The 21,943-nt window shown below is 71.8% G+C and carries 21 protein-coding genes; 13 read left to right on the forward strand and 8 right to left on the reverse strand.

All coding sequences use genetic code 11. The features are described from left to right. The first annotated feature begins 66 nt into the window (after positions 1–66). Both ACM26Y_RS07950 and ACM26Y_RS07955 read left to right on the forward strand, forming a co-directional pair. Positions 67–924, forward strand: a complete 858-nt coding sequence (locus tag ACM26Y_RS07950) for a helix-turn-helix domain-containing protein (RefSeq protein ID WP_416063109.1) — start codon at positions 67–69, stop codon at positions 922–924. Beyond that, the gene (locus tag ACM26Y_RS07955; protein WP_416063110.1) at positions 921–1,322 is read left to right on the forward strand and encodes a VOC family protein; all 402 of its coding nucleotides are present in this window, start codon (positions 921–923) and stop codon (positions 1,320–1,322) included. Before ACM26Y_RS07950 ends, ACM26Y_RS07955 begins: the two co-directional genes overlap by 4 nt. 1 nt (position 1,323) lies before the next feature. Here ACM26Y_RS07955 and ACM26Y_RS07960 read toward each other — a convergent pair whose 3' ends face one another. Both ACM26Y_RS07960 and ACM26Y_RS07965 read right to left on the reverse strand, forming a co-directional pair. Then, on the reverse strand, positions 1,324–2,346 hold the full coding sequence (locus ACM26Y_RS07960; RefSeq protein WP_003936129.1) for a glutathione S-transferase family protein: 1,023 nt from the start codon (positions 2,344–2,346) through the stop codon (positions 1,324–1,326). Between the two features lie 17 nt (positions 2,347–2,363). Then, entirely contained in the window at positions 2,364–3,065 is a 702-nt protein-coding gene (locus ACM26Y_RS07965; protein ID WP_416063111.1) for a GNAT family N-acetyltransferase, read from the reverse strand. Between the two features lie 95 nt (positions 3,066–3,160). Between ACM26Y_RS07965 and ACM26Y_RS07970 the strand changes: the two genes are divergently transcribed. The 5 genes from ACM26Y_RS07970 (at position 3,161) to ACM26Y_RS07990 (ending at position 8,324) form a co-directional block, all read left to right on the forward strand. Continuing rightward, complete coding sequence (locus ACM26Y_RS07970) at positions 3,161–4,582, forward strand: DHA2 family efflux MFS transporter permease subunit (protein ID WP_416063635.1); 1,422 nt, start codon at positions 3,161–3,163, stop codon at positions 4,580–4,582. Between the two features lie 10 nt (positions 4,583–4,592). Further along, positions 4,593–5,390, forward strand: a complete 798-nt coding sequence (locus ACM26Y_RS07975) for an enoyl-CoA hydratase/isomerase family protein (protein ID WP_416063112.1) — start codon at positions 4,593–4,595, stop codon at positions 5,388–5,390. A gap of 66 nt (positions 5,391–5,456) precedes the next feature. Further along, a complete protein-coding gene (locus tag ACM26Y_RS07980; protein ID WP_416063636.1) occupies positions 5,457–6,512 on the forward strand; it encodes a class I adenylate-forming enzyme family protein in 1,056 nt (351 codons plus the stop codon). A 97-nt stretch (positions 6,513–6,609) separates the two neighbouring features. Continuing rightward, positions 6,610–7,371 (forward strand): crotonase/enoyl-CoA hydratase family protein, encoded by a 762-nt coding sequence (locus tag ACM26Y_RS07985; RefSeq protein ID WP_416063113.1) that lies wholly within the window; start codon positions 6,610–6,612, stop codon positions 7,369–7,371. Positions 7,372–7,400: 29 nt separating this feature from the next. After that, positions 7,401–8,324: an adenosine deaminase gene (locus ACM26Y_RS07990; protein WP_416063114.1), complete on the forward strand. Its 924-nt coding sequence runs from the start codon at positions 7,401–7,403 to the stop codon at positions 8,322–8,324. Between the two features lie 21 nt (positions 8,325–8,345). Here ACM26Y_RS07990 and ACM26Y_RS07995 read toward each other — a convergent pair whose 3' ends face one another. Further along, on the reverse strand, positions 8,346–9,671 hold the full coding sequence (locus ACM26Y_RS07995; RefSeq protein WP_416063115.1) for a D-arabinono-1,4-lactone oxidase: 1,326 nt from the start codon (positions 9,669–9,671) through the stop codon (positions 8,346–8,348). Between the two features lie 77 nt (positions 9,672–9,748). Here ACM26Y_RS07995 and ACM26Y_RS08000 point away from each other — a divergent pair, with 77 nt between their 5' ends. Further along, on the forward strand, positions 9,749–10,393 hold the full coding sequence (locus tag ACM26Y_RS08000) for a TetR/AcrR family transcriptional regulator (protein WP_416063116.1): 645 nt from the start codon (positions 9,749–9,751) through the stop codon (positions 10,391–10,393). Positions 10,394–10,463: 70 nt separating this feature from the next. After that, positions 10,464–11,639: an amino acid deaminase/aldolase gene (locus ACM26Y_RS08005; RefSeq protein WP_416063117.1), complete on the forward strand. Its 1,176-nt coding sequence runs from the start codon at positions 10,464–10,466 to the stop codon at positions 11,637–11,639. A gap of 1 nt (position 11,640) precedes the next feature. Here the strand turns inward: ACM26Y_RS08005 and ACM26Y_RS08010 are convergent, their stop codons facing one another. Continuing rightward, positions 11,641–12,990 (reverse strand): DUF2252 domain-containing protein, encoded by a 1,350-nt coding sequence (locus tag ACM26Y_RS08010; RefSeq protein WP_416063118.1) that lies wholly within the window; start codon positions 12,988–12,990, stop codon positions 11,641–11,643. A 32-nt stretch (positions 12,991–13,022) separates the two neighbouring features. Between ACM26Y_RS08010 and ACM26Y_RS08015 the strand changes: the two genes are divergently transcribed. Then, positions 13,023–13,667, forward strand: coding sequence for an alpha/beta hydrolase (locus ACM26Y_RS08015; protein WP_371383833.1), 645 nt, complete (start codon positions 13,023–13,025; stop codon positions 13,665–13,667). A 57-nt stretch (positions 13,668–13,724) separates the two neighbouring features. Here the strand turns inward: ACM26Y_RS08015 and ACM26Y_RS08020 are convergent, their stop codons facing one another. From ACM26Y_RS08020 to ACM26Y_RS08035, 4 genes are all read right to left on the reverse strand, one after another. Beyond that, positions 13,725–15,527, reverse strand: a complete 1,803-nt coding sequence (locus ACM26Y_RS08020) for an AMP-dependent synthetase/ligase (RefSeq protein WP_416063119.1) — start codon at positions 15,525–15,527, stop codon at positions 13,725–13,727. Between the two features lie 156 nt (positions 15,528–15,683). Next, positions 15,684–16,313 (reverse strand): phosphoribosyltransferase, encoded by a 630-nt coding sequence (locus tag ACM26Y_RS08025; RefSeq protein ID WP_003936142.1) that lies wholly within the window; start codon positions 16,311–16,313, stop codon positions 15,684–15,686. A gap of 62 nt (positions 16,314–16,375) precedes the next feature. Further along, entirely contained in the window at positions 16,376–16,807 is a 432-nt protein-coding gene (locus ACM26Y_RS08030) for a hypothetical protein (protein WP_040781965.1), read from the reverse strand. Between the two features lie 126 nt (positions 16,808–16,933). Further along, positions 16,934–18,208, reverse strand: coding sequence for a TrpB-like pyridoxal phosphate-dependent enzyme (locus ACM26Y_RS08035; protein ID WP_416063120.1), 1,275 nt, complete (start codon positions 18,206–18,208; stop codon positions 16,934–16,936). 120 nt (positions 18,209–18,328) lie between these two features. On the opposite strand from ACM26Y_RS08035, the gene ACM26Y_RS08040 reads away from it, so the two are divergent. From ACM26Y_RS08040 to ACM26Y_RS08050, 3 genes are all read left to right on the forward strand, one after another. Continuing rightward, complete coding sequence (locus ACM26Y_RS08040) at positions 18,329–18,901, forward strand: TetR/AcrR family transcriptional regulator (RefSeq protein ID WP_258913667.1); 573 nt, start codon at positions 18,329–18,331, stop codon at positions 18,899–18,901. Then, a complete protein-coding gene (locus ACM26Y_RS08045; RefSeq protein ID WP_416063121.1) occupies positions 18,898–19,938 on the forward strand; it encodes an SDR family oxidoreductase in 1,041 nt (346 codons plus the stop codon). The genes ACM26Y_RS08040 and ACM26Y_RS08045 overlap by 4 nt, the downstream gene beginning before the upstream one ends. A gap of 70 nt (positions 19,939–20,008) precedes the next feature. Beyond that, positions 20,009–21,922, forward strand: a complete 1,914-nt coding sequence (locus ACM26Y_RS08050) for a DEAD/DEAH box helicase (protein ID WP_289380609.1) — start codon at positions 20,009–20,011, stop codon at positions 21,920–21,922. The last annotated feature ends 21 nt before the right edge of the window (positions 21,923–21,943 follow it).

A 21,943-nucleotide genomic window follows, 5' to 3' on the forward strand; every position in this document is an offset into this window, starting at 1 on the left:
CGTCCCACGGCCGTCCACCTTGTGTACCCCGTGAGCTACGGGTCTATCCCTGTCTACTCTGGGACCGTGACCGGCATCTCGGACGGTGCCCGGCGGCGGCCCGCCCCGCCGCTGCGCCCCTACGTGCGCAGTTACGACGGGTACCGGCTGACGGGCTTCGCCCCCGGTACCCACCTCGGTCTGCCGTCCCCGGACCTGACCGTCGTGCTCACGATCGGCGCCCCTGTCGAACTCGCGCGGGCCGCGGCGCCGGGGCAGGGCCCGGGCCGGTTCGGTGCGCTCGCGAGCGGCCTGGCCACCACCGCCGTCACCATCGCCCACGACGGCAACCAGCACGGAATCCAGCTCGCGCTCACCCCGGCGGGAGCCCGGGTACTGCTGGGGGTGCCCGCCGGTGCGCTCGGCGCGTGGGTCGTCGATCTCGAGGACGTGCTCGGTGCCGCCGCCCGCGAACTCGCTGAGCGGATCGCCGCCACTGCGGAGTGGGAGAGCCGATTCCGGATCCTCGACGAGGTGCTCGCCCGGCGGCTCGCCGCCGAGCGCGGCGAGATCGATGCGCACCTGCGGCACGTGTGGAGCAGACTGCAGGACCCCCGCACGCCCGGCGTGCGGATCGCCGACCTCGCCGACGAGATCGGTTGGAGCCGTAGGCATCTGAACGCTCGATTCACCGCCGAGTTCGGGGTCGGGCCCAAGGAGGCGGCGCGGGTGGTCCGGTTCGACCGGTCCTGCCGGCTGCTGCGCCGTCCCGGGCCACACGTGCTCGCCGACGTGGCCGTCCGGTCCGGGTTCTACGATCAGGCCCACCTCGCACGGGAATGGCGCGCGATCGCCGGGGTTCCGCCGTCGCGCTGGCTGCGCGACGAGCAGTTCCCAATCGTCCAAGACGGCGACCCGGACGCCGACGAACACTGGCAACCATGACCACGACAGCACTCACCACACCCGTATGGCCCTGCCTCTCCTACACCGATGCCCGGGCGGCGATCCGCTTCCTCGTCGACGCGTTCGGTTTCACCGAGAACGCCGTCTACGGCGACGGCGAGCGCGTCGACCACGCCGAGCTGAGCTGGCCGCACGGCGGCGGCGTCATGCTCGGCTCGGCCGGCCGGGGCGGCCCGATCGAGATACCCGCCGGCACCGGCTGCATCTACCTCGTCGTCCCCGACGCCGCCGCGGTCGACGCGCTGCACGCCCGCGCCGTGGCCGCCGGCGCCACGGTCGTCCTCGGTCTGCACGACACCGACTACGGATCGCACGACTTCACGTGCCGGGACCCGCAGGGGGTGTACTGGAGTTTCGGAACGTACGCGGGCGCGTGAGTCAGGCCCAGGCCGGCACCGCCTCCCGCGCCCGCGGCGGGGGCGGAGGCGTGCCGTCGCCGAACGGCGTGCCGCCCAGCTCTTCCCGGCCGTGCGGGGTCAGCCACCCGCTCGGGTCGGGGCCCTTCGGCACGATCTGCGTCGGATTGATGTCGGTGTGCACGATGTAGTAGTGCTGCTTGATCTGCCCGAAGTCGATGGTGTCGCCGAAACCGGGAGTCTGGAACAGGTCCCGGGCGTACCCCCACAGTGCCGGCATCGACGCCAGCAGATTCCGGTTGCACTTGAAGTGCCCGTGGTAGACGGCGTCGAAGCGGGCCAGGGTGGTGAACAGCCGCACGTCAGCCTCGGTGATCGTCTCGCCCACCAGGTACCGACGGGAGGTCAGCCGTTCCTCGAGCCAGTCCAGCCGCGCGAACAGCCGGTCGAAGGCGCGGTCGTACGCGCGCTGGGACCCCGCGAACCCGCACCGGTACACGCCGTTGTTGACGTCCTGGTAGACGAGCTCGGCGACCTCGTCGATCTCGTCGCGCAGCGGTTCCGGATAGAGGTCGGGGGCGCCGTCGCGGTGCAGCGCCGTCCACTCCGTGGCGAAGTCCAGGGTGATCTGCGGGTAGTCGTTGGTGACCACGCGGCCGGTGGGCACGTCCACGACGGCGGGCACCGTGATCCCCCGGGAGTACTCCGGGTCACGGGCGAAGTACGCGTCCTGCAACCGCGGGATCTGCAGCACCGGATCCAGTCCGTCCGGGTCCAGATCGAAGGTCCAGCTGCGCTCGTCGTGCGTGGGCCCGCACAACCCCAGCGACAGCGCGTCCTCGAGCCCCAGCAGCCGGCGCACGATGAGCGCGCGGTTCGCCCAGGGGCAGGCGCGGGCGGCGACCAGCCGGTACCGGCCGGCCTCCACCGGGTACCCGTCGCGCCCGTCGGCCGTGATGCGCGTGGTGATGTAGTGCGTGTCGCGGTTGTACTCGGCGCCGGGCGTGACGTACCCGTCCCCGTCGCCTCCGGAGTGCTCGTTCACCGGTCTCCCTTCGTTCGTCACGTTCCTGCGGCGGCCGGTAGTGCCACCGAGACGTGGGTTCCCAGTTCGGTGTACCCCAACACCGCGGCCAGGCCACGTCCGGCGGTGTTGTCGCGCCGGGCCCGCCACTGCGGGACGAGCCCGGAGTCGAGCGCGTCGTGCGTCGCCAGAGTCGCGACGGTCGCCGCCAGGCCGATCCGCCGGTGCTCCGGCACGGTCAGCGCCGTCACGTCCGCCAGGATCGACTGCACCTCCGTGTACACCGCACCCGACAGCGGCCGGTGGTCGTCGTCGAGCAGCACGAACGACGACGCCTCCCCGGTCACGTTTTCGAGGCCCGCCTCGGTCGCATCGTCGGGTGGGCAGCGCCGCAGCAGCTCCGCGAGGTCGTCGAGCTCGGGGGAGATCAGCGGATCGCGGACCCGTGTCGCGTCGACCCAGTCGGCGCAGTAGCTCAGCGCGTGGCTGCGCACCGCGTGCCCGCGCGTCAGGTCGAGCAGCACCGACGCGTCCAGCTCCGCATCGGGCACCGCCGCGACCGCGTCCACCACCCAGCCCGGGCCCACCACCGCGCTGACCTCACCGAGCCGCAACACCCGGACCAGGGCGGATGCGTCGTCCACCCGCGTCACCCGTCCCGGGGCGGCGAGCGCTGCGTCGTCGAGCCCGAGTTCGCGGCACCAGGCCAGCCGCACGATGTCCAGGAGATGTCCGTCCACGGCGCTACCGTAGACGCCTACGAGCGGAGGACGTGCGGGTGGAGACCGAGACAAGTCCGTGGCCGGCGCTGTGGGCGCTGTGCCTCGGGTTCTTCATGATTCTGGTGGACAGCACCATCGTGGCGGTCGCCAACCCGGCGATCATGCGGGCGCTGGACACCGACATCAACAACGTCGTGTGGGTCACCAGTGCCTACCTGCTGGCCTACGCGGTGCCGCTGCTGGTCACCGGCCGCCTGGGGGACCGGTTCGGCCCGAAGCGCGTCTATCTGGCGGGGCTGGTGGTGTTCACCGCAGCGTCGTTGTGGTGCGGGTTGTCCGGCACCGTCGCCGTTCTCGTCGTCGCCCGGGTCTTCCAGGGCCTCGGTGCGGCGCTGATGACTCCCCAGACCATGGCGATCATCACCCGCACCTTCCCGCCGGACCGGCGGGGCACCGCCATGGGACTGTGGGGCGCGGTGGCCGGCGTGGCCACCCTCGTGGGTCCGCTGGCCGGCGGTGTCCTCGTCGACCACCTCGGCTGGGAGTGGATCTTCTTCGTCAACGTGCCGGTCGGGATCGTCGGGTTCGTCCTGGCGGCGCGCCTGGTCCCGGCGCTGCCCACCCATCCGCACCGGTTCGACCTCCTCGGCGTGCTGCTCAGCGGCGCGGGCATGTTCTGCCTCGTGTTCGGTATCCAGGAGGGCAACTCCTACGACTGGTCCACGCCCGTGTGGGTGCTCGTCGCCGCCGGGGTGGCGCTGCTCGTGGTGTTCGTGTGGTACCAGTCCCGTGGGCGCGGAGAGCCGCTCGTCCCGCTCGGCTTGTTCCGTGACCGCAACTTCTCCCTGGCCAACCTCGGCATCGCCGCGATGGGTTTCTCGGTCACCGCGATGGTCCTGCCGCTGATGTTCTACGCCCAGGGCGTGCGCGGCTGGACACCCACGGAGTCGGCGCTGCTGATGGCCCCGATGGCGGTCCTGACCGGCGTGCTCGCCCCGATGGTCGGCCGGCTCGTGGACCGGACCCATCCGCGCTACATCGCCGGCACCGGATTCGCGCTGCTCGCAGTGTCGCTGACGTGGCTGGCGGCAGTGATGACGCCCGACTCGCCGGTGTGGCAGCTGCTGCTGCCGATCGCCCTCATGGGTGCCGCGATGGCCGGCATCTGGTCGCCGCTGGCCGCCACCGCGACGCACGGCCTGCCGCCACACCAGGCGGGGGCCGGGTCGGGTGTCTACAACACCACCCGTCAGGTCGGTGCCGTCCTGGGCAGCGCCGCGGTGGGCGCGCTCATCACCTCGCGCCTCGCCGTGCACGGGTTGACCGGGGGCGGGGCCGCCGAGTCGGCCGGGGGCGGGGCGACGGTCCTGCCGGAGCCGGTGCGCGAGCCGTTCGCCGCCGCCATGGCCGAGTCGACGCTGCTGCCTGCCGCAGTCCTGCTCGTCGGCTTCGCCGCCGCGCTGTTCTTCGCGCGGCCCGAGCGGGTCGAGCCGGCGCCGCGCCCGTCCCTCGAGGAACGCAGCACACTCGCCTAGTGTGGCGCGCATGACGCAGATCACCCATCCCACCCGCCTCGAGCGCCACACCACCGCGGCCGGCGCCGAGGTCGCCGTGCTGACCGTCGCGCACGGCAAGCTGAACCTGTTCGACCGGGCCCTGTTCGACGCCGTGATCGCCGACGTCGCCGCGCTCGCGGCGGCGCCGCCACGCGCGGTGTTGATCCGCGCGGAGGGCAAGGTCGTCTCCGGCGGTGTGGACGTCCACCTGTTCGACGGGCTCGACGCCGGCCAGGGGGCGCAGCTCTGGCAGGACCTGTTCGCGCTGATCATCCATCCGCTCGAGGCCCTGCCGTGCCCCGTGGTGTTCGCCGCGCACGGGCTCACCCTCACCGCGGCGTTCGAGATCTCGCTCGCCTGCGACATCGTCCTCGCGGCACCGGGCGCGAAGTTCGGGCTGGTGGAGACCGTCGTCGGCCTGACGCCGTCGATGGGCGGGCCGCAGCGGCTGGCGGAGCGGGCCGGCTCCGGCCGTGCGCGTGAGCTGGTGATGACCGGCGACCTCTACGACGCCGAGACGCTGCGGTCGTGGGGGGTGGTCAACGCGGTCCACGACGACGTCGACGCCGCGGCACGCGCCCTGACGGACCGGCTCGCCGACGGTCCCACCCGCGCCCACGACGCCACCAAGCGCATCATCGGCGCGTGGCGGTCCGGCGGCGTCGCCCACGCCGATTCGGAGACCCCGGAGGTCTCCGGTGCGCTGTTCGGCACCGACGACCTGCAAGGCGCGGTGCGCAGCTTCCTCGTCGACGGGCCGGGGAAGGCGTCGTACACCGGAAGGTGAGCCGATCCAGCCCCCAACTGTGACCCGCGCCATATAGTGCAGGCACACGACGAGGCGGAGGTGACGATGTCGGTGGCGCTGGTCCGGGTTTCGTGTGCAGCCGGGTGGTTCCGTGACGAACGCGTCAGCCGCCGCTTGGACGGTGTCCTGCGGTACGAGGACCTCGAGCCGTGCCTGGCCGAGCTGCTCGACCGCAGCGCGCTGCGGCATTCCGCCCGCGTCGCCGCCGTGGACCGGGCCGGCAACGCCCTCACCTACGGGCAGATGTGGTCGGCGGCGGCCCGGGTGGCCGGCGGCCTGCTCGATCAGGGCGTAGGCCCGGCCGACCGCGTCGTCGTCCACTGTCCGAACGGATTCCGCTGGCTGTACGCGTTCCTCGGGGTGGTCCTCGCCGGTGGCGTGCCGGTGCTGCCGGATCCGACGTGCAGCGACCCGGAGCTCGAGTGGATCGCCGAGGACAGCGGCGCCGTCCTCACCCTCGACGGACAGCTGCCCGACGGGGTGGCGTTCCTGGACGAGGGCGCCGCGCCGGACGAGCTCGCGGTGTTGTACTACGTGCGCAAACGCGGCGGGGGACTGCACGGGGTGGAACTCACCAACGAGAACATCCTCTCCACGATCGAGGCCGTGGTGCACGCGATGGACCTGACCGCGGAGGGGGCGCGCACGGTGCTCACCGCACCGCTGTCCACGGCGGCGGGCAGCGCCGTGCAACTGCTGCCGACCCTGGCGGCCGGCGGCACCGTCGTCGCCGCCGGGGCGCGGGGGGTGCGCGTGCCGTGGCGGCACCTGCGTGCGTCGTTCCCCGCGGCGAGATGCGTGCGCGGCTGGGGGGTGGCCGAGACCGGCGGCATCGGGTTGCTGCTGCCCACCGATCAGCGGGCCGCGCACCCGCGCAGCGTGGGGGTTCCGTTCGGCGGGATGGAGGTCGCCCTCCTCGGCCCGGCGGCCGATCGAGGCGAGGGCGAACTGCTGTGCCGCGGCCCCAGTGTCGCTCGCCGCTACTGGAACGACCCGGAGGCGACCGCCGAGACCTTCGACGACGGCTGGTTCCACACCGGCGACCAGGTGCACATCGACGCGGACGGTTTCGTCACGCCCCTCGCCGTCCGCGTGTCGTGACACGGCGGTCCGCTGTCGTCGGGTTCGGTTGCGGTATAAGCGAACGGACCGCGGAACGCGCGGTCGGCAACCGAACCCCGGTGAAAGGTGTGCGCGCATGTCCGACGAGGTCCTGCTCGAGCGTCGCGGTCGAATTCTGGTGATCACCATCAACCGTCCCGAGGCCCGCAACGCCGTGAATGCGGCCGTCAGTCACGGCCTCGCGGCCGCCGTCGACGAACTCGACGCCGACCCCGACCTGTCCGTGGGTGTGCTCACCGGTGCCGGCGGCACCTTCTGCGCCGGTATGGATCTCAAGGCCTTCGTCGCCGGGGAGAAGGTCGCGGTGCCGGGTAAGGGTCTCGGCTTCACCGAGGCGCCGCCGCGCAAACCGATCATCGCCGCCGTCGAGGGCTTCGCGCTGGCCGGCGGTACCGAACTCGTCCTCGCCACCGACCTCGTGGTCGCCGCCACGGATGCGAAGTTCGGCATCCCGGAGGTCAAGCGCGGACTCGTCGCCGCGGGCGGTGGCCTGCTGCGCTTGCCCACCCGGATTCCGTACCAGAAGGCGATGGAACTGGCGCTCACCGGCGATGCGTTCACCGCCGAGGAGGCCCACGGCTACGGCTTCGTCAACGTTCTCACCGAGCCGGGCGGTGCGCTGGCGGGCGCCCTGGCTCTCGCCGAACGGATCACGGCCAACGGCCCGCTTGCCGTCGCGGCCACCAAGGAGGTCATCGCCAGGGCCGCCGACTGGCCGGCGGACGAGGCCTTCGACCGGCAGCGCGAGATCGTCGGCCCGGTGTTCGTGTCCGAGGACGCCCGCGAGGGTGCGACGGCGTTCGCGCAGAAGCGTTCCCCGGTCTGGAAGGGCCGCTGACGACCCGCGCCGACGAAGGAGGATCGCTCGTGCTCGCCGAACTGCACGTCCACATCGAGGGCACCCTCGAGCCGGACCTGATCTTCGCTCTCGCCGAGCGCAACCGCGTCTCGTTGCCGTATGCCGACCTCGACGAGCTGCGCAGCCGGTACGAGTTCACCGACCTGCAGTCGTTCCTCGACCTGTACTACGCGAACATGCAGGTGCTGAGGACCGCCGAGGACTTCACCGATCTCGCGAAGGCGTACCTGCGCCGGGCGGCGCAGGCCGGGGTGACGCGGGCCGAGTTCTTCTTCGACCCGCAAGCGCACACGAGCCGCGGCGTGCCGCTGGCCGAGGTGGTCGAGGGCCTCGCCGAGGCCGTCGCGGCGGGCCGGCGAGAGTTCGGCGTCGACGCGGCGATGATCGCCTCCGTCGTGCGGGACCGGCCCGTGCACGAGGCCGAGGAGGTGTTCGGGGAACTGCTGCGCCTGTCGGCTCCGATCATCGGGCTGGGCCTGGACTCCGCGGAGGTGGGTTATCCGCCGTCGCTGTTCGAGGACGTGTTCGCCCGCGCCCGTGCCGAGGGCCTGCACGCGGTCGCTCATGCGGGGGAGGAGGGGCCGCCCGAATACGTCTGGCAGGCACTGGATCTGCTCGGGGCCGAACGCATCGACCACGGAATCCGCTCCCTCGAGGACCCGCTCCTCGTCGCACGTCTCGTCGACGAGCAGATTCCGCTCACCGTCTGCCCGTTGTCGAACGTCCGCCTGCGCGTGGTGGATTCGCTCGAGCGGCATCCGCTGCCGCGCATGCTCGAGGCGGGCCTGCTGGTGACCGTGAACTCCGACGATCCGGCGTACTTCGGCGGGTACGTCGACGACACCTTCGCGGCGCTGCGAGACCGGCTCGGACTCACCGACGAGCAGCGGGAGACGTTGGCGCGCAATTCGATCGAGGCATCGTTCGATTAGGACATGCGGTCGGGGTGCGTGTCACGGGCCGAGCACGCGGTCCAGATACGGATTGGCGAACGTGCGCTGCGGATCGACACGGTCGCGGACGGCGAGGAAGTCGTCGAATCGCGGATACGTCGTGCGCAGGTCGTCCGCGGTGCGGCCGTGCATCTTGCCCCAGTGCGGTCGGCCGTCCACGGCGCGAGCGATCGCCTCGACCGCATCGAAGTACGGCCGGTGTTCGCGACGGTGGTACTGGTGCACGGCGACATACGCGCTGTCGCGGCCGTGGGCCGTCGACAGCCACACGTCGTCGGCGGCGGCGAACCGTACCTCTACCGGAAACGCGACGTGGAAGTCGTTGCGGGAGAGCCACGCATCGATTTCGGTGAGCACCTCGGTCGCGGATTCGACGGGGACGGCGTACTCCATCTCCCGGAACCGGACCCGGCGCGGGGAGGCGAAGACGCGGTAGCTGCGATCGACGAACTCCCGGGGGGACAGGGTCCGGGCGGCGAACCCGTTGAGCCTGGGGACGAGGGCCGGCGCGCGGGTTGCCAGGCGCTGGACGACCTCGAACATGCCGTTGGCGAGTACCTCGTCGTCGAGGAAGCCGCGCAGCCGTCCCACCGGGGCGCCGGGTGCGTCGGCGGGCAGCCGGGTGTTGCGCTTGGTGAGCACCCGGTCGGTGTGCGGGAACCAGTAGAACTCGAAGTGGTCGACGCCGAGCCGGTCGCGCTCGAGCACGGCCAGGGTGTCGTCCAGGGTGCCGGGGGCTTCCGCCGCATGCAATGCGAACGCAGGGACACATTCGAGGGTGATCGTGGCGAGGATGCCGACGGCGCCGAGGCCGAGCCGGGCGGCCTCGAAGAGTTCCGGTTCGTCGTCGGGGGAGCAGCGCACGACGGAGCCGTCCGCGAGGACGAGGGTGGCCGCGCGGGCGACGGTGGCCAGGCCCCCGAACCGCGCGCCGGTGCCGTGGGTACCGGTGGACATCGCGCCGGCGAGCGACTGCACGTCGATGTCCCCGAGGTTCGGCACCGCCAGGCCGAGGTCCCACAGGAGGCGGTTGAGGTCCCGCAGCCGGGTGCCGGCCCGCACCGTGACGAGCGCACCCGCCGGGGTGGGACGGACCTCCTCGATGCCGGTGAACCGGTCGAGGGAGACGAGCACGCCGTCGGTGACGGCGACCCCGGTGAAGGAGTGACCCGCCCCGACCGCCTTGACGCGCAGCCCGCGTCCGGATGCCCGTGCGACGACGGCGGCGAGCCCCTCCAGGGTATCCGGGGTCTCGTACGCGTGTGGCGTCGCGGATTCGGTGCGGGCCCAGTTGCGCCAGGTGGCGACGGGACGGTCGGTGGACATGGGCCAATCATCGACTTGGACGACCGTCCAGGTCAATAGGCGCCGACGGATCCGGACCGGGTTCTACGATCGGAGGCATGCTGAACCGGTTGCCTGCGGACCAACGTCGAGCCCAACTCGTCGAATCCGCTCTCGCGCTGGCAGAGGGCGGGGGTCTCGGGGCCGTCACCGTGCGGGCCGTCGCCGAGCACGCCGGCGTCTCGCTCGGGGTCGTGCACTACTGCTTCGAGAGTAAGGAGGCCCTCGTCGCTGCGATGGGGGAGACGCTGGTGCTCCAGCTCAGCCAGGCGCTGCGCACCGCCTTCACCCTTCCGCAGGACGGACCCGACCCGCAGGGCCTGCGCGGTTTGCGGCAGCTGCTCTACGTGGGGATCAACGCGATGTGGCCGACGATCGAGAAGACGCCCGACCGGCAGCTGCTCACCTACGAGATCACGGCGTATTCGCTGCGTCACCGCGCCGCCGGCGAACCCCTCGGCGGCAACATCGCCACCGATCAGTACCGCATCATGGATGTGGAGGCGCGCACGTTCCTCGAGGAGTGCGCCGCCCGCACCGGCACCGAGTGGATCGAGCCCGTCTCGACCGTCACCCGGCTCGCGCTGGCCATGCTCGACGGCCTGGTCCTGCGCTGGCTGGTCGATCGGGACAGCGACTCCATCGTCACCGAGCTCGACGACATCGCCGCGATCGTCGCTGGGCGGGCCGTGGAAAAGACCTGAACCTGGACACAGGTCCAACTCGGTGCTTGACTGGCCGCGACCCTCGACCTGCCGTGGATTGGACCCCGCCGTGACCCACCCCCTCGACCGGCTCCACGACGCGACGGCCGACCTGGACCCTCCGCTCGCGGCCGCCGATCTCCCCACGCTCCGAAGCAACGCCGCCGACCTCGTCCGTCGGGCCGGAGGGACCCCCGTGCGGGTGGCGAGCAAGTCCGTCCGGTGCCGCGCGGTCCTCGAAGAGGCGCTCGGCCCCGGCCTCACCGCCAGGGCCGGCTTCCGCGGCATCATGGCGTACTCGCTGCGCGAAGCGCTGTGGCTGGTCGAGCGCGGTGCCCGCGACGTGCTCCTCGGCTATCCGACCGTCGACCGAGCCGCGCTCGCCGAACTGGCCGACCGGCCGCAGGCGCTCGACGCCGTCACCCTCATGGTCGACTGCGCCGCTCAGCTCGGTATCGCCCGCGACGCCCTCGGCACCGCCCGCGTGCGCCCCCGGGTGTGCCTCGACGTCGACGCGTCACTGCGGCTCGGCCCGGTGCATCTCGGTGTGCGGCGCTCGCCGCTGCGCACCCCCGACGAGGTGGCGCAGCTTGCGCGCTGCGCGACGACCGCCGGCTTCACCGTCGTCGGTGTGATGTTCTACGAGGCGCAGATCGCCGGTCTGCCCGACACCTCGCCGGCGGTCCGCCTGCTCAAGCGCCGTTCGGCGGCCGAGCTGTCCACCCGTCGCGGCGCCGTCGCCGGGGCGGTCCGTGCCGTCGTCGGCGACCTCGAGATCGTCAACAGCGGGGGCACGGGCTCGCTCGAGATCAGCTCCGCCGACCCGGTCGTCACCGAGGTCACTGCCGGCTCCGGCCTGTACGTGCCCACGCTGTTCGATCGATACCGCGCCTTCACCCCGCGTCCTGCGCTGTATTTCGCGCTGCCCATGGTGCGCAGGCCCGGCCCCACCGTCGCCACCCTCTTCGGGGGCGGCTACATCGCCTCCGGGCCGGCGGGTCCCTCCCGGGTGCCGCGTCCGGTCCGCCCCGCCGGACTGCGGCTGCTGCGCGCCGAGGGAGCTGGTGAGGTGCAGACCCCCGTCACCGGCCGTGCCGCGGCGGACCTGCCCGTCGGCGGGCGCGTATGGCTGCGGCACGCCAAGGCAGGGGAGCTGTGCGAGCGGTTCGCGCAACTGCACCTCGTCGATGCCGACGGCACGCGCACCACCGTCCCCACCTACCGCGGCGAGGGCCACTGCTGGTGACCTACGGCGTGCTGTCGCACAGCGCCCGCCAGTCCTGCTCCGTGCGATCGGCGTAGTCGACCGACCACCGCGCGATCGCCTCGTCGAACACTGTCCCGCGGCCGAGGTACCCGGCGACGAACGCGCCGACCGGGCTCTGGCTGTGGGCACGGGCGAGCAGCGCTCCGCACAACCGGCCGTACTGCTCCGACTGTGCGGGACTCAGCCCTGCCCACTGCACCGACCCCTTCATGTCGCGAAACTGGCGGACGTAGAAGTCCCGTCGCACGCCGTCGGCACCGGGTACCCCGGTGATCCAGCCGAGGAGCGGATCCGAGTGGGCCTGCAGAATTCGCTGCGCACCCACGACCCGGGCGCCCTGGCCGTGCGCGATGAGTTCCGCCGCGACCGGGTGGGGGGTGTCCCGGATCCCGCCGTGCGTCTCCAGCACCGACTGTCCGGCCTCCTTCACCTGCAGGAACAGCGGCTCGTCGGCCGGTCCGAGCAGCAGGGCGACGAAGCACCGGGGGCCCACACTGCCCACCCCCACGATCCGCATCGCGAAATCCGCGACGCGGTACTGGGAGAGCAGCAGCTGGACATCCGCCCGTACCGTCGCCCGGTAGGACGCGACGATCCCCTCGATGACCTCGAGCGACCCGATGTCGAGGTGCCGGACGATCGGGGGTTGGTCGACGATGCGCGGAACGCCGTCGGCCGTGGTGACCGTCAGCTTCCTCAGGACCTGTTCGGAGGTGCGGCCCCGCGCCTTCTGCACGACGGCGCGTATCGCCTCCGGATTCCGCGACGCCTGCTCGATCTCGTCCGCGTCGACCTGGAAGTAGAACCGCTCGGTGGCCGTCAGGCCGGACAGGAACCGGATCGTCTCGCGGTACGAGCGCACCGTCGTGAGGGTCGCGTCCCGGCACTGCTGCTCGGTGCAACCGGTCTGACGGCCGGCCAACCACACCGACGCGGCCAGCCGTTTGACGTCCCATTCCCACGGCGCCGGATACGCCTCGTCGAAGTCGTTGAGGTCGAACAGGACTCGGCGCTCCGGTGAGGCGTACAGGCCGAAATTCGCCAGGTGCGCGTCGCCCGAGCCCACGACGTGCGGTCCCGTCACCGGCTCGGTGGACAGGTCCTTCGCCATCGCGGCGGCGCTGCCGCGGTAGTAGGCGAACGGGGACTCCGTCATCCGCTCGTACCGGATCGGCACCAGTTCCGGCAGCCGGGTGCGGTTCTGCTGCTCGAAGATTGCGACCGGATCCCTGTCGGGACAACGGAATTCGCCGTGCGCACTTCGGGGCACCCGGGTGCGGGCGGCACGCCCCTCGGCTCGACTGCGCTCGGCGACGGTAGTCGGTGTCACCCCGTGATTGTGCACCGGCGCACAATGGCCGCATGCCCTTTTTCGACGGCAGCACCGGCCGCATCCACTACCGGCACTGGTCCGTCGACGGCGCGACAGCCGCCGTCGTCTTCGCCCACGGGATGCGTCAGCACACCGGCCACTACCACCGCTTCGCCGCGGGTCTGGCGCCGCACGGCATCGCGGTGTGGGGGCTCGATCTCGCCGGGCACGGCCTGTCCGAGGGCAGCCCCGGTGAACCGGGTGCCGTCGACGACCTGGCCGCGGACCTGCTGCGCGTCGCCGAGGTGGCCGAGCGTGCCGAGCCGGGGATGCCGCTGGTGGTGATGGGGCATTCGCTGGGCGCAGCGACGGCACTCACCTTGTTACGCACCGACGCCGGCCGCTTCCGCGGCGCCGTGCTGTGCGGGACGCCCCGCTCGGCGGCCGTGCCTGCCACGGCCGAGATCCTCGAGCAGGCGCACATACCGCTGCTCGCGGTGCACGGCGCCGACGATCGGCTGGCCCCGATCGACCCCGTCCGGACCTGGGCCCGGGCGATCCCGGACCTGGAGCTGCGCGAGTACCCGGACGCGGGGCACGATCTGCTGCACGAGCCGGTGCACCGCGCGGTGACCCGTGACGTCGCCGAGTTCGTTCTGGCCGTGACGGACGTGCCGGCCCCTCGGCACGGGTGAGCGAGTGCATCCCTCCTGAGGAGAGGAGGGATGCACTCGCTCAGCCAGGGGGTGGCCCTACGAGTAGATGGCCTCGATCGCCGTGCCGTGCGCCTCGTGGATGACGTTGCGCTTGAGCTTGAGCGTCGGGGTCAGCTCGCCGGTCTCGATGGTGAAGTCCACTTCGAGGATCCGGTACTTCTTGATCTGCTCGGGGTTCGAGACCTTCTTGTTGCCCTCGGCCACCGCGGCGTCGATCTCCGCGATCAGGTCGGGGTGCTTCAGCAGCTCGGACACCGGAGCGTCGGCCGCGATGCCGTGGCGATCCTTCCAGCCGGGCAGGGCTTCCGGATCGAGGGTGATCAGCGCGCCGATGAACGGCTTCGCATCGCCGACGACGATGACCTGACTGATCAGCGGGTGCGCCCGGAGCGCGTCCTCGAGCACGGCCGGGGCGACGTTCTTGCCGCCGGCGGTGACGATGAGCTCTTTCTTGCGGCCGGTGATGTGGACGAACCCGTCCTCGTCGATCGTGCCGATGTCACCGGTGTGGAACCAGCCGTCGACGATCGATTCGGCGGTGGCCTTCTCGTTCTTCCAGTAGCCGCCGAACACCGCGGGACCCTTGAGCAGCAGCTCGCCGTCCTCGGCGATCCGTGCGGCGTGCCCGTTGACGGGCCGGCCGACGCTGCCCACCCGCTGGTGCTCGGGGGTGTTGAGGGTGACGCCGCCCGTGGTCTCGGTCAGGCCGTAGCCCTCGTAGATCGGGATGCCGACGCCGCGAAAGAAGTGGCCGAGGCGCGCGCCGAGGGCGGCGCCGCCGGAGACCGCCTGCTCGCACTCGCCGCCGAGGGCCGCGCGCAGCTTGCTGTACACCAGCTTGTCGAAGACGAAGTGCTTGATCTTGAGGCCCAGACCGGGCCCGCCCTTGTCCAGCGCCTCGCTGTACGCGATGGCGGTGTCGGAGGCCTTCTCGAAGATCTTGCCCTTGCCGCCGTCGTACGCCTTCTGCTTGGCCGAGTTGTAGACCTTCTCGAACACGCGCGGGACCGACAGGATGAAGTTCGGCTTGAACTCGCCGAGCTGGTCGAGCAGCGTGGTGAGGTCGGAGGTGTGCGCGACGGTCACGCCGTGCTCGAAGGCGCCGAACGAGATCTCGCGGGCGAACACGTGGGCGAGGGGCAGGAACAGCAGGGTCCGCTTGCCGCTCACCATGGAGTTCGGGAGGGCGAGCTTGACGGCGGCGGCCTCGGCCCACAGGTTGCTGTGGGTCAGCTGCACGCCCTTGGGGCGGCCCGTGGTGCCCGAGGTGTAGATCAGGGTGGCGGGGGACTCGGCCCGCACCTGGTGACGCCGCTCCTCGAGCTGCGCGTCGGTGATCGCCGCGCCCCGGGCGATCAGCTCGTCGACGGCGCTCTTGGCTCCCGGTGCGCCCTCGATCTGCAGGACCTCGCGCAGGGCCGGCGCGGCCTCGGCCACCGTCGCAACCGTGCGCGCGTGCTCGTCGTTCTCGACGACCAGCAGTGACGTCCCCGAATCCTCGAGGATCCACTGGGCCTGGTCGGCCGAGGAGGTCTCGTAGATGGCGACGGTGCAGCCACCGGCAGCCCAGATCGCGTAGTCGATCAGGACCCACTCGTAGCGCGTGCTCGACAGGATCGCGACCCGGTCGCCGAGCTCGATCCCGGAAGCCATCAGGCCCTTGGCCACCCCGCGGACCTGGGCGGCGAACTCGGCGGCGGTGACGCTGACCCACCGGCCGTCGATCCGGCGCTCGAACGGCACCCAGGTCGGCGATTCCTTCTCGTGCCGGAAGACGGCGTCCGCCATCGATGCGTCCTCGGGGATCGAGAACGACTGTGGCACGGCAAACTCTTTCACGGTGACCCCTCCATCAATTTTCCACTTGTGGATGTGCATTGCATCACACGAGGGCGGAAAATGCAGCAGCGGGGGTGCCCGATTTGTAGCCTTTCGCGCTGACCTGTGGGGATACCTGTGAACGGGGGAAACGGGCACCGGCCGGCGCAGGGGTGCTCAGGCGGATCCGAGCAGGCGAGCGGCCTCGTCGTCGGAGAGCTGATGGAAGTCGTCGTACGCGGCGCCGACGCTGCCCAGGTCGGCCGGCGTGAACGGGCACACCACCTCGTCGGCCACCGCTCGGACGCGTCGCGCGGCCTCCGGGGAAGCGACGGGAACTGCGAGCACCACCCGCTCGGCGCCGGACTCGCGGGCGGCCAGGCAGGCGACAGCGGCGGTCGCACCGGTGGCCATGCCGTCGTCGACGAGGACGACCGTGCGTCCCGACAGCGACGTGCGCTCCTTGCCGCCGCGCAGCAGCCGGGCGCGACGGTCGAGTTCGGTGCGTTCCCGGGCCTCGATCCGTTCGATCGAGTCCTCGGCCACCCGGCCGATGCGGATGACGTCCTCGTTGAGCACGCGGAAGCCGCCCTCGGCGATGGCGCCCATCGCCAGTTCCGGCTGCCACGGCACGCCGAGTTTGCGGACGACGAGGACGTCGAGCGGGGCGTCGAGCGCGTGTGCCACCTCCCGCGCGACGGGGATCCCGCCACGCGGCAGCGCGAGCACCACGGGGTTCGCGTCGCGCAGGTGGGCAACCGAGCGGGCCAGCCGCCGCCCGGCCTCCGGACGGCCGGAATAACGCATACGTCGAGTATGCGCTCGGCCGTCGGGCGGCCGGGCGGGTTTGCGGCCGGATCCGGGCCGGGTCAGGCGACGCCGGACAGGGCCCGGGCCGGACGCAGGGCGTCGAGGAGGGGCTGCCAGACGGCCGGGTCGCCCCCGGCCCGCTGCCAGTCGTCGGCGAGGGTCGTGTCGTCCGTGCCGGCGAGGTCGTCGACGGTGTCGACCCCGTGGCGGTACAGGACGTCGGCGGCCAGTTCGACGGTGTCGGCGGCGATGGGCGCGTCCTCGGGACTGTAGCGACGACGGTAGTGCCCGACCTTGCCGGCCCACTGGGCGCTGCCGCCGGTCTCCTCGAAGGTCCGCAGGAGGGCGCGGATCCCGTCGTGGCCGGCGTCCGCGCCCTGCGCCGCCCGGTAGGCCCGGTAGCGATCGGTGACGATCCCGGGGTCCACCCCTCGGGTGCGGTGCACTGCGTCGAGCAGGCGCAGGGCCAGGTTGTCGGCTGCGTCGGGCATCGGGGCCTCCCGGTGGTGACTCGGAGCGGTTCCACAGGTGTATCGCCGATCACCGGGCGTGTGTTGCATCACAGAATTCCTCGGCGTGTCTTCCTCCCCACCACAGAAGGAAGACACGCCCGGGCGCTACCCGAGTTCGCCGTGCAGATAGGCGGCGTAGGCCGGCAGGTCGAGCTGCCCGTGCCCCGACAGCCCGATCACGATCACCTCGGGTTCGGTCACGGTCCGCGCGTACTCGGCGGCCGCCGCGATCGCGTGGGCCGACTCGGGGGCCGGCACGATGCCCTCGCTGCGGGCGAACTCGACGGCCGCCGCGAACGCGTCGGTCTGCGCCACCGCGGTGCCCTGCACGTAGCCCAGCTCGACGGTGTGGCTCAGCAGGGGCGCCATGCCGTGATAGCGCAGCCCGCCGGCGTGGATGGGATCGGGGATGAAGTCCTGGCCGAGGGTGTGCATCTTGAGCAGCGGGGTCAGGCCCACGATGTCGCCGTGGTCGTAGCGGTACTCGCCGCGCGTGATGGACGGGCACGCGGCCGGCTCGGCCGCCACCACGCGGGTGGTGGCACGGCCGTGCAGCACCTCGCGCAGGAACGGGAACGACAGGCCTGCGAGGTTGGAGCCGCCGCCGGCGCAGCCGAACACGACGTCGGCCTGTTCCTCGCCGGCGGCTCGCAGTTGCTCGACGGCCTCGAGGCCGATCACGGTCTGGTGCAGCACGACGTGGTTGAGCACGCTGCCGAGCGCGTACCGGGCGGCGGGGTCGCCGGCCGCGACCTCGACGGCCTCGGAGACGGCGATGCCCAGCGAGCCGGGGGTGTCCGGCTGCTCGTCGAGGACCTTGCGGCCGGACGCGGTGAGGTCCGACGGGCTCGAGTGCACGGTGCCGCCGTACACCTCGATGAGGTGCCTGCGGTACGGCTTGGACTCGAACGAGGCACGCACCTGCCACACCTCGAGGTCGATGCCGAACTTGGCGCATGCGAACGACAGGGCGCTGCCCCACTGGCCGGCGCCGGTCTCGGTGGTGAGCTTCTTCACGCCGTCGACCGAGTTGTAGTACGCCTGTGCGAGAGCCGAATTCGTCTTGTGGCTGCCCACCGGGCTCACGCCCTCGTACTTGACGTAGATGCGGGCGGCGGTGCCGAGTGCCCGCTCGAAGGACCGGGCCCGCAGCAGCGGCGTGGTGCGGTAGGTCGCGTACGCCTCCCGGACGGGTTCGGGGATCGCGATGTCGGTCTCGGTGGACAGCTCCTGCTCGATCAGCCCCGCGGCGAACAGCGGTTCCAGATCGGTGGCCGTGACCGGTTCCCTGGCGCCGGGATGCAGGTGCGGCGGCGGGGCCTCGGGCAGATCTCCCGCGATGTTGTACCAGTGGGTGGGAATGCTGACGGGCTCCGGCACCGGACGGTCCTTTCGTCTTACGAGAGTGGAACGAGTTCAGTGTGCCCTCCGTCGCATGCGGGCTGCCCCGCCAGGGCGGTCGGGGTCGACAGAATATGTAGACCGGTCTATTATTTCGCTGTGACCACCAAGGGAGCGCGCACGAAAGCACGCATGATCGACACCACGCTGGAGCTGATCCAGTCCCGCGGCTACCACGGCACCGGTCTGGCCCGCATCACCGACGCCTCCGGAGCGCCGCGCGGCTCGGTGTACTTCCACTTTCCCGGCGGCAAGGACGAGCTCGTCGCGGCGGCGCTGGACCGGGTGGGGGAGGAGTTCGCCGGCCTCCTCGAAGGGCTGCTGGCCGAGGGGCGGACCGCCGCCGAGATCGTCGCCGCGGTGTTCGACGACCTCGCGGCCCGGCTCGAGGAGGCCGGGTTCGCGGCCGGCTGTGCCGTGGTCGCCGTCGCCGTCGACGCCGCCGCCGACAATCCCGTGCTGCAGCAGAGCTGCGCCCGCGTCTACGAATCGTGGCGGGTGATCCTCGAGCGCGTGCTCGCCCGCGACGGGATACCCGATGCCGCCCGGCTCGCCGGAGTGATCGTCAGCCTCGTCGAGGGCGCGACCACCGTCGCCCGGGCCCGGCACGACGTGGCCCCCCTCGCGGACGCCCGCGCGGTCGCACTCGGCCTCGTCGGAGCCGGCCGATGAGCGCCGCGGTGGTCTTCGGGGCGACGGGGTTCCTCGGCCGCGGGCTGCTGCGGGAACTGCTCACCGGCAACGACGGGGACGTCCTCGTCGTCGCCGCGGTGCGTTCGGCGGAGTCCGGGGCACGCCTGCGCGACCGGCTCGCCTCCGACGGGGTGCCGCTCGACCGGCTCTCGGTCCACGTGTTCGACCCGGACGCCGCCGAGCTCGCCCTCGATCCCGTGCCGGCGGACGTGCGTGACGTCTACAACCTGGCGGCCGCGTTCGCCTTCGGGATGACCTCGCATGCGGCGCGGGAGGTGAATGTCGTTCTGGCGGAGAAGATCACCCGATTCGCGGCGGTGATGGGCGCGCGCCGGCTCGTGCACGTCAGCGGCTACCGGGTCGCGGCGTACCCGGCCGTGCCGGCGCCGTGGCCCCAGCGGCACCGGCGCCGCACCTACCGCCGGTTCGGCGCGTACGAGGCATCCAAGATCGAAGCCGACGCGGTGGTGCGTGCACTCGCAGCCCGACTCGGGGTTCCGCTCACGGTCGTCAACCCCGGGACGGTGATCGGCGACTCCCGAACCGGGGCGGCCGACCAGTTCCTCGGTCTCGCGGAGCTGGTCGTGCAGCTCGCCCGCGGGCGGCTGCGTGCCGTGCCCGGTTCCCGGCGCACCGTGCTGCCCGTCGTCACCGTCGATCATCTCGCGCGTTTCCTGGCGCTGGTCCCGCGCGACCCGGAGACGGTGGGGCAGGCCTACTGGGTGCTCGACGAGGCCACCCCGCCGCTGCCCGAGCTCGTCGCCCTGGTCGCCGACGAACTCGGCGTTCCCGCACCGCGCCGGCGGATCCCCGTGGCCGTCCTGCGGGTGCTGCCGTCCCGCCTGACCGGTGCGGAGAAGGAGACCCTGAGCTTCCTCAGTGCCGACACCTACCCGACGGCGTCCGCCACCGCCCTCGCCCGCCGGCACGGACTCGAGTACCCGCCGGTGCGGCCGGCGCTGCGGCTGTGGGCCCACCATCTGGCGGCGACGGCGCCCGATCCGGCGGACGGCTAGGGTGGTCGGGGACCCTCGTCCGGGCGCTGTGGAGGGGCCATGGCCGTCCATCCGATAAACTGCAGGTCAAATGAGTGATACTGTGCAAGACCCCGAAGCCGACACCGCCACCCCCACGTTCGCCGATCTCGACATCGACGCCCGTGTGCTGCAGGCGCTTTCGGATGTGGGCTACGAGACCCCGTCGCCGATCCAGGCGGCCACCATCCCGCCGCTGCTGGAGGGACGCGACGTCGTCGGTCTCGCGCAGACCGGTACCGGCAAGACCGCCGCGTTCGCGGTGCCGATCCTGTCGCGGATCGACACCACGGTGAAGCGGCCCCAGGCGCTGATCCTGGCTCCCACCCGCGAGCTCGCCCTGCAGGTCGCGGAGGCTTTCGGCAAGTATTCGGCGCACATCCCGGGGCTGCACGTGCTGCCCATCTACGGCGGCCAGAGCTACGGCGTGCAACTGTCCGGGCTGCGCCGGGGCGCGCAGGTCATCGTGGGCACGCCCGGACGTGTGATCGATCACCTCGCCAAGGGCACCCTCGACATCTCCGAACTCGAGTTCCTCGTGCTCGACGAGGCCGACGAGATGCTCACCATGGGCTTCCAGGAGGACGTCGAGCGGATCCTCGCCGACACCCCCGAGAGCAAGCAGGTCGCGCTGTTCTCGGCGACCATGCCGGGCGCGATCCGCCGGTTGTCCAAGCAGTATCTGCACGACCCGGTCGAGATCACGGTCAAGTCGAAGACGACGACCTCGGCGAACATCACCCAGCGCTGGGTGCTCGTGTCGCACCAGCGCAAGCTCGACGCCCTGACCCGGATCCTCGAGGTCGAGCAGTTCGAGGCGATGATCATCTTCGTCCGGACGAAGCAGGCCACCGAGGACCTCGCGGAGCGGCTGCGGGCCCGGGGCTTCTCGGCGTCCGCGATCAACGGCGACATCGTCCAGGCCCAGCGCGAACGCACCATCGGACAGCTCAAGAGCGGTGCGCTGGACATCCTCGTCGCGACGGACGTGGCGGCCCGCGGCCTGGACGTCGACCGCATCAGCCACGTCGTGAACTACGACATCCCGCACGACACCGAGTCCTACGTGCACCGCATCGGCCGCACCGGCCGTGCCGGGCGCAGCGGTGACGCGCTCCTGTTCGTCGCCCCCCGCGAACGGCACCTGCTCAAGGCGATCGAGCGGGCCACCCGGCAGCCGCTCACCGAGATCCAGCTGCCGTCGGTGGAGGATGTCAACGCCCAGCGCGTCGAGAAGTTCAACGACTCGATCACCGAGGCGCTGGCATCCGACCACCTGGCGTTGTTCCGCCGATTCGTCGAGGACTACGAGCGCGAGCACGACGTGCCCCTCGCCGACATCGCGGCAGCGCTCGCGGTGCTCTCCCGCGACGGGGAGTCGTTCCTCATGGAGGCCGAACCCGAGCCCGTGGCACCGCCGCGGCGCGACCGCGAGCCGCGGGAGCGGCCGCCGCGCCGATTCGACGACGACGGTGCGTCCCGCGTCGGGCGCGACGGGCAGGAACTGGTCACCTACCGCATCGCCGTGGGCAAGCGCCACCGCGTGGTGCCCGGCGCGATCGTCGGCGCCATCGCCAACGAGGGCGGCCTGCGCCGCAGCGATTTCGGGCACATCAGCATCCGCCCGGATCACAGCCTCGTCGAGCTGCCGAAGGACCTGTCGCCGGAGACGCTCGAGGCGTTGCGGGGCACCCGCATCTCGGGTGTGCTGATCCAGCTGCAGCCCGACAGCGGGGCACCGTCGGGCCGCCCGTCGTCCTATCGTCCGCGCGACGACCGGGGGGAGCGCCGCCACGGTGAGCGCCGGGAGTACGGCGGCAAGAAGGACTGGGGCGACCGGGGCGGCCGCGGCAAGGACTTCGGTGGGCGTGGCGACAAGCCGCACCGCGGCTTCCGCGAACGGTCCGGCGAGCGCGGGCAGTCCGGTGGACACGGTTCCGGTGGCGGGTATCGCGGGCGCGACTGAGCGCGCCGGTGGCGATCGCGG

This window comes from Rhodococcus indonesiensis (assembly GCF_047782815.1).
In the GTDB taxonomy this organism is placed as follows: Bacteria; Actinomycetota; Actinomycetes; order Mycobacteriales; family Mycobacteriaceae; genus Rhodococcus; species Rhodococcus indonesiensis.

Excerpts from the sequence above, each read along its gene's own strand:
- ACM26Y_RS07955 (WP_416063110.1), top strand. The coding sequence starts at position 921 with ATGACCACGACAGCACTCACCACACCCGTATGGCCCTGCCTCTCCTAC.
- ACM26Y_RS07970 (WP_416063635.1), top strand. The coding sequence starts at position 3,161 with ATGATTCTGGTGGACAGCACCATCGTGGCGGTCGCCAACCCGGCGATC.
- ACM26Y_RS07975 (WP_416063112.1), top strand. The coding sequence starts at position 4,593 with ATGACGCAGATCACCCATCCCACCCGCCTCGAGCGCCACACCACCGCG.
- ACM26Y_RS07980 (WP_416063636.1), top strand. The coding sequence starts at position 5,457 with ATGTCGGTGGCGCTGGTCCGGGTTTCGTGTGCAGCCGGGTGGTTCCGT.
- ACM26Y_RS07985 (WP_416063113.1), top strand. The coding sequence starts at position 6,610 with ATGTCCGACGAGGTCCTGCTCGAGCGTCGCGGTCGAATTCTGGTGATC.
- ACM26Y_RS07995 (WP_416063115.1), bottom strand. The coding sequence starts at position 9,671 with ATGTCCACCGACCGTCCCGTCGCCACCTGGCGCAACTGGGCCCGCACC.
- ACM26Y_RS08000 (WP_416063116.1), top strand. The coding sequence starts at position 9,749 with ATGCTGAACCGGTTGCCTGCGGACCAACGTCGAGCCCAACTCGTCGAA.
- ACM26Y_RS08015 (WP_371383833.1), top strand. The coding sequence starts at position 13,023 with ATGCCCTTTTTCGACGGCAGCACCGGCCGCATCCACTACCGGCACTGG.
- ACM26Y_RS08025 (WP_003936142.1), bottom strand. The coding sequence starts at position 16,313 with ATGCGTTATTCCGGCCGTCCGGAGGCCGGGCGGCGGCTGGCCCGCTCG.
- ACM26Y_RS08030 (WP_040781965.1), bottom strand. The coding sequence starts at position 16,807 with ATGCCCGACGCAGCCGACAACCTGGCCCTGCGCCTGCTCGACGCAGTG.
- ACM26Y_RS08045 (WP_416063121.1), top strand. The coding sequence starts at position 18,898 with ATGAGCGCCGCGGTGGTCTTCGGGGCGACGGGGTTCCTCGGCCGCGGG.
- ACM26Y_RS08050 (WP_289380609.1), top strand. The coding sequence starts at position 20,009 with ATGAGTGATACTGTGCAAGACCCCGAAGCCGACACCGCCACCCCCACG.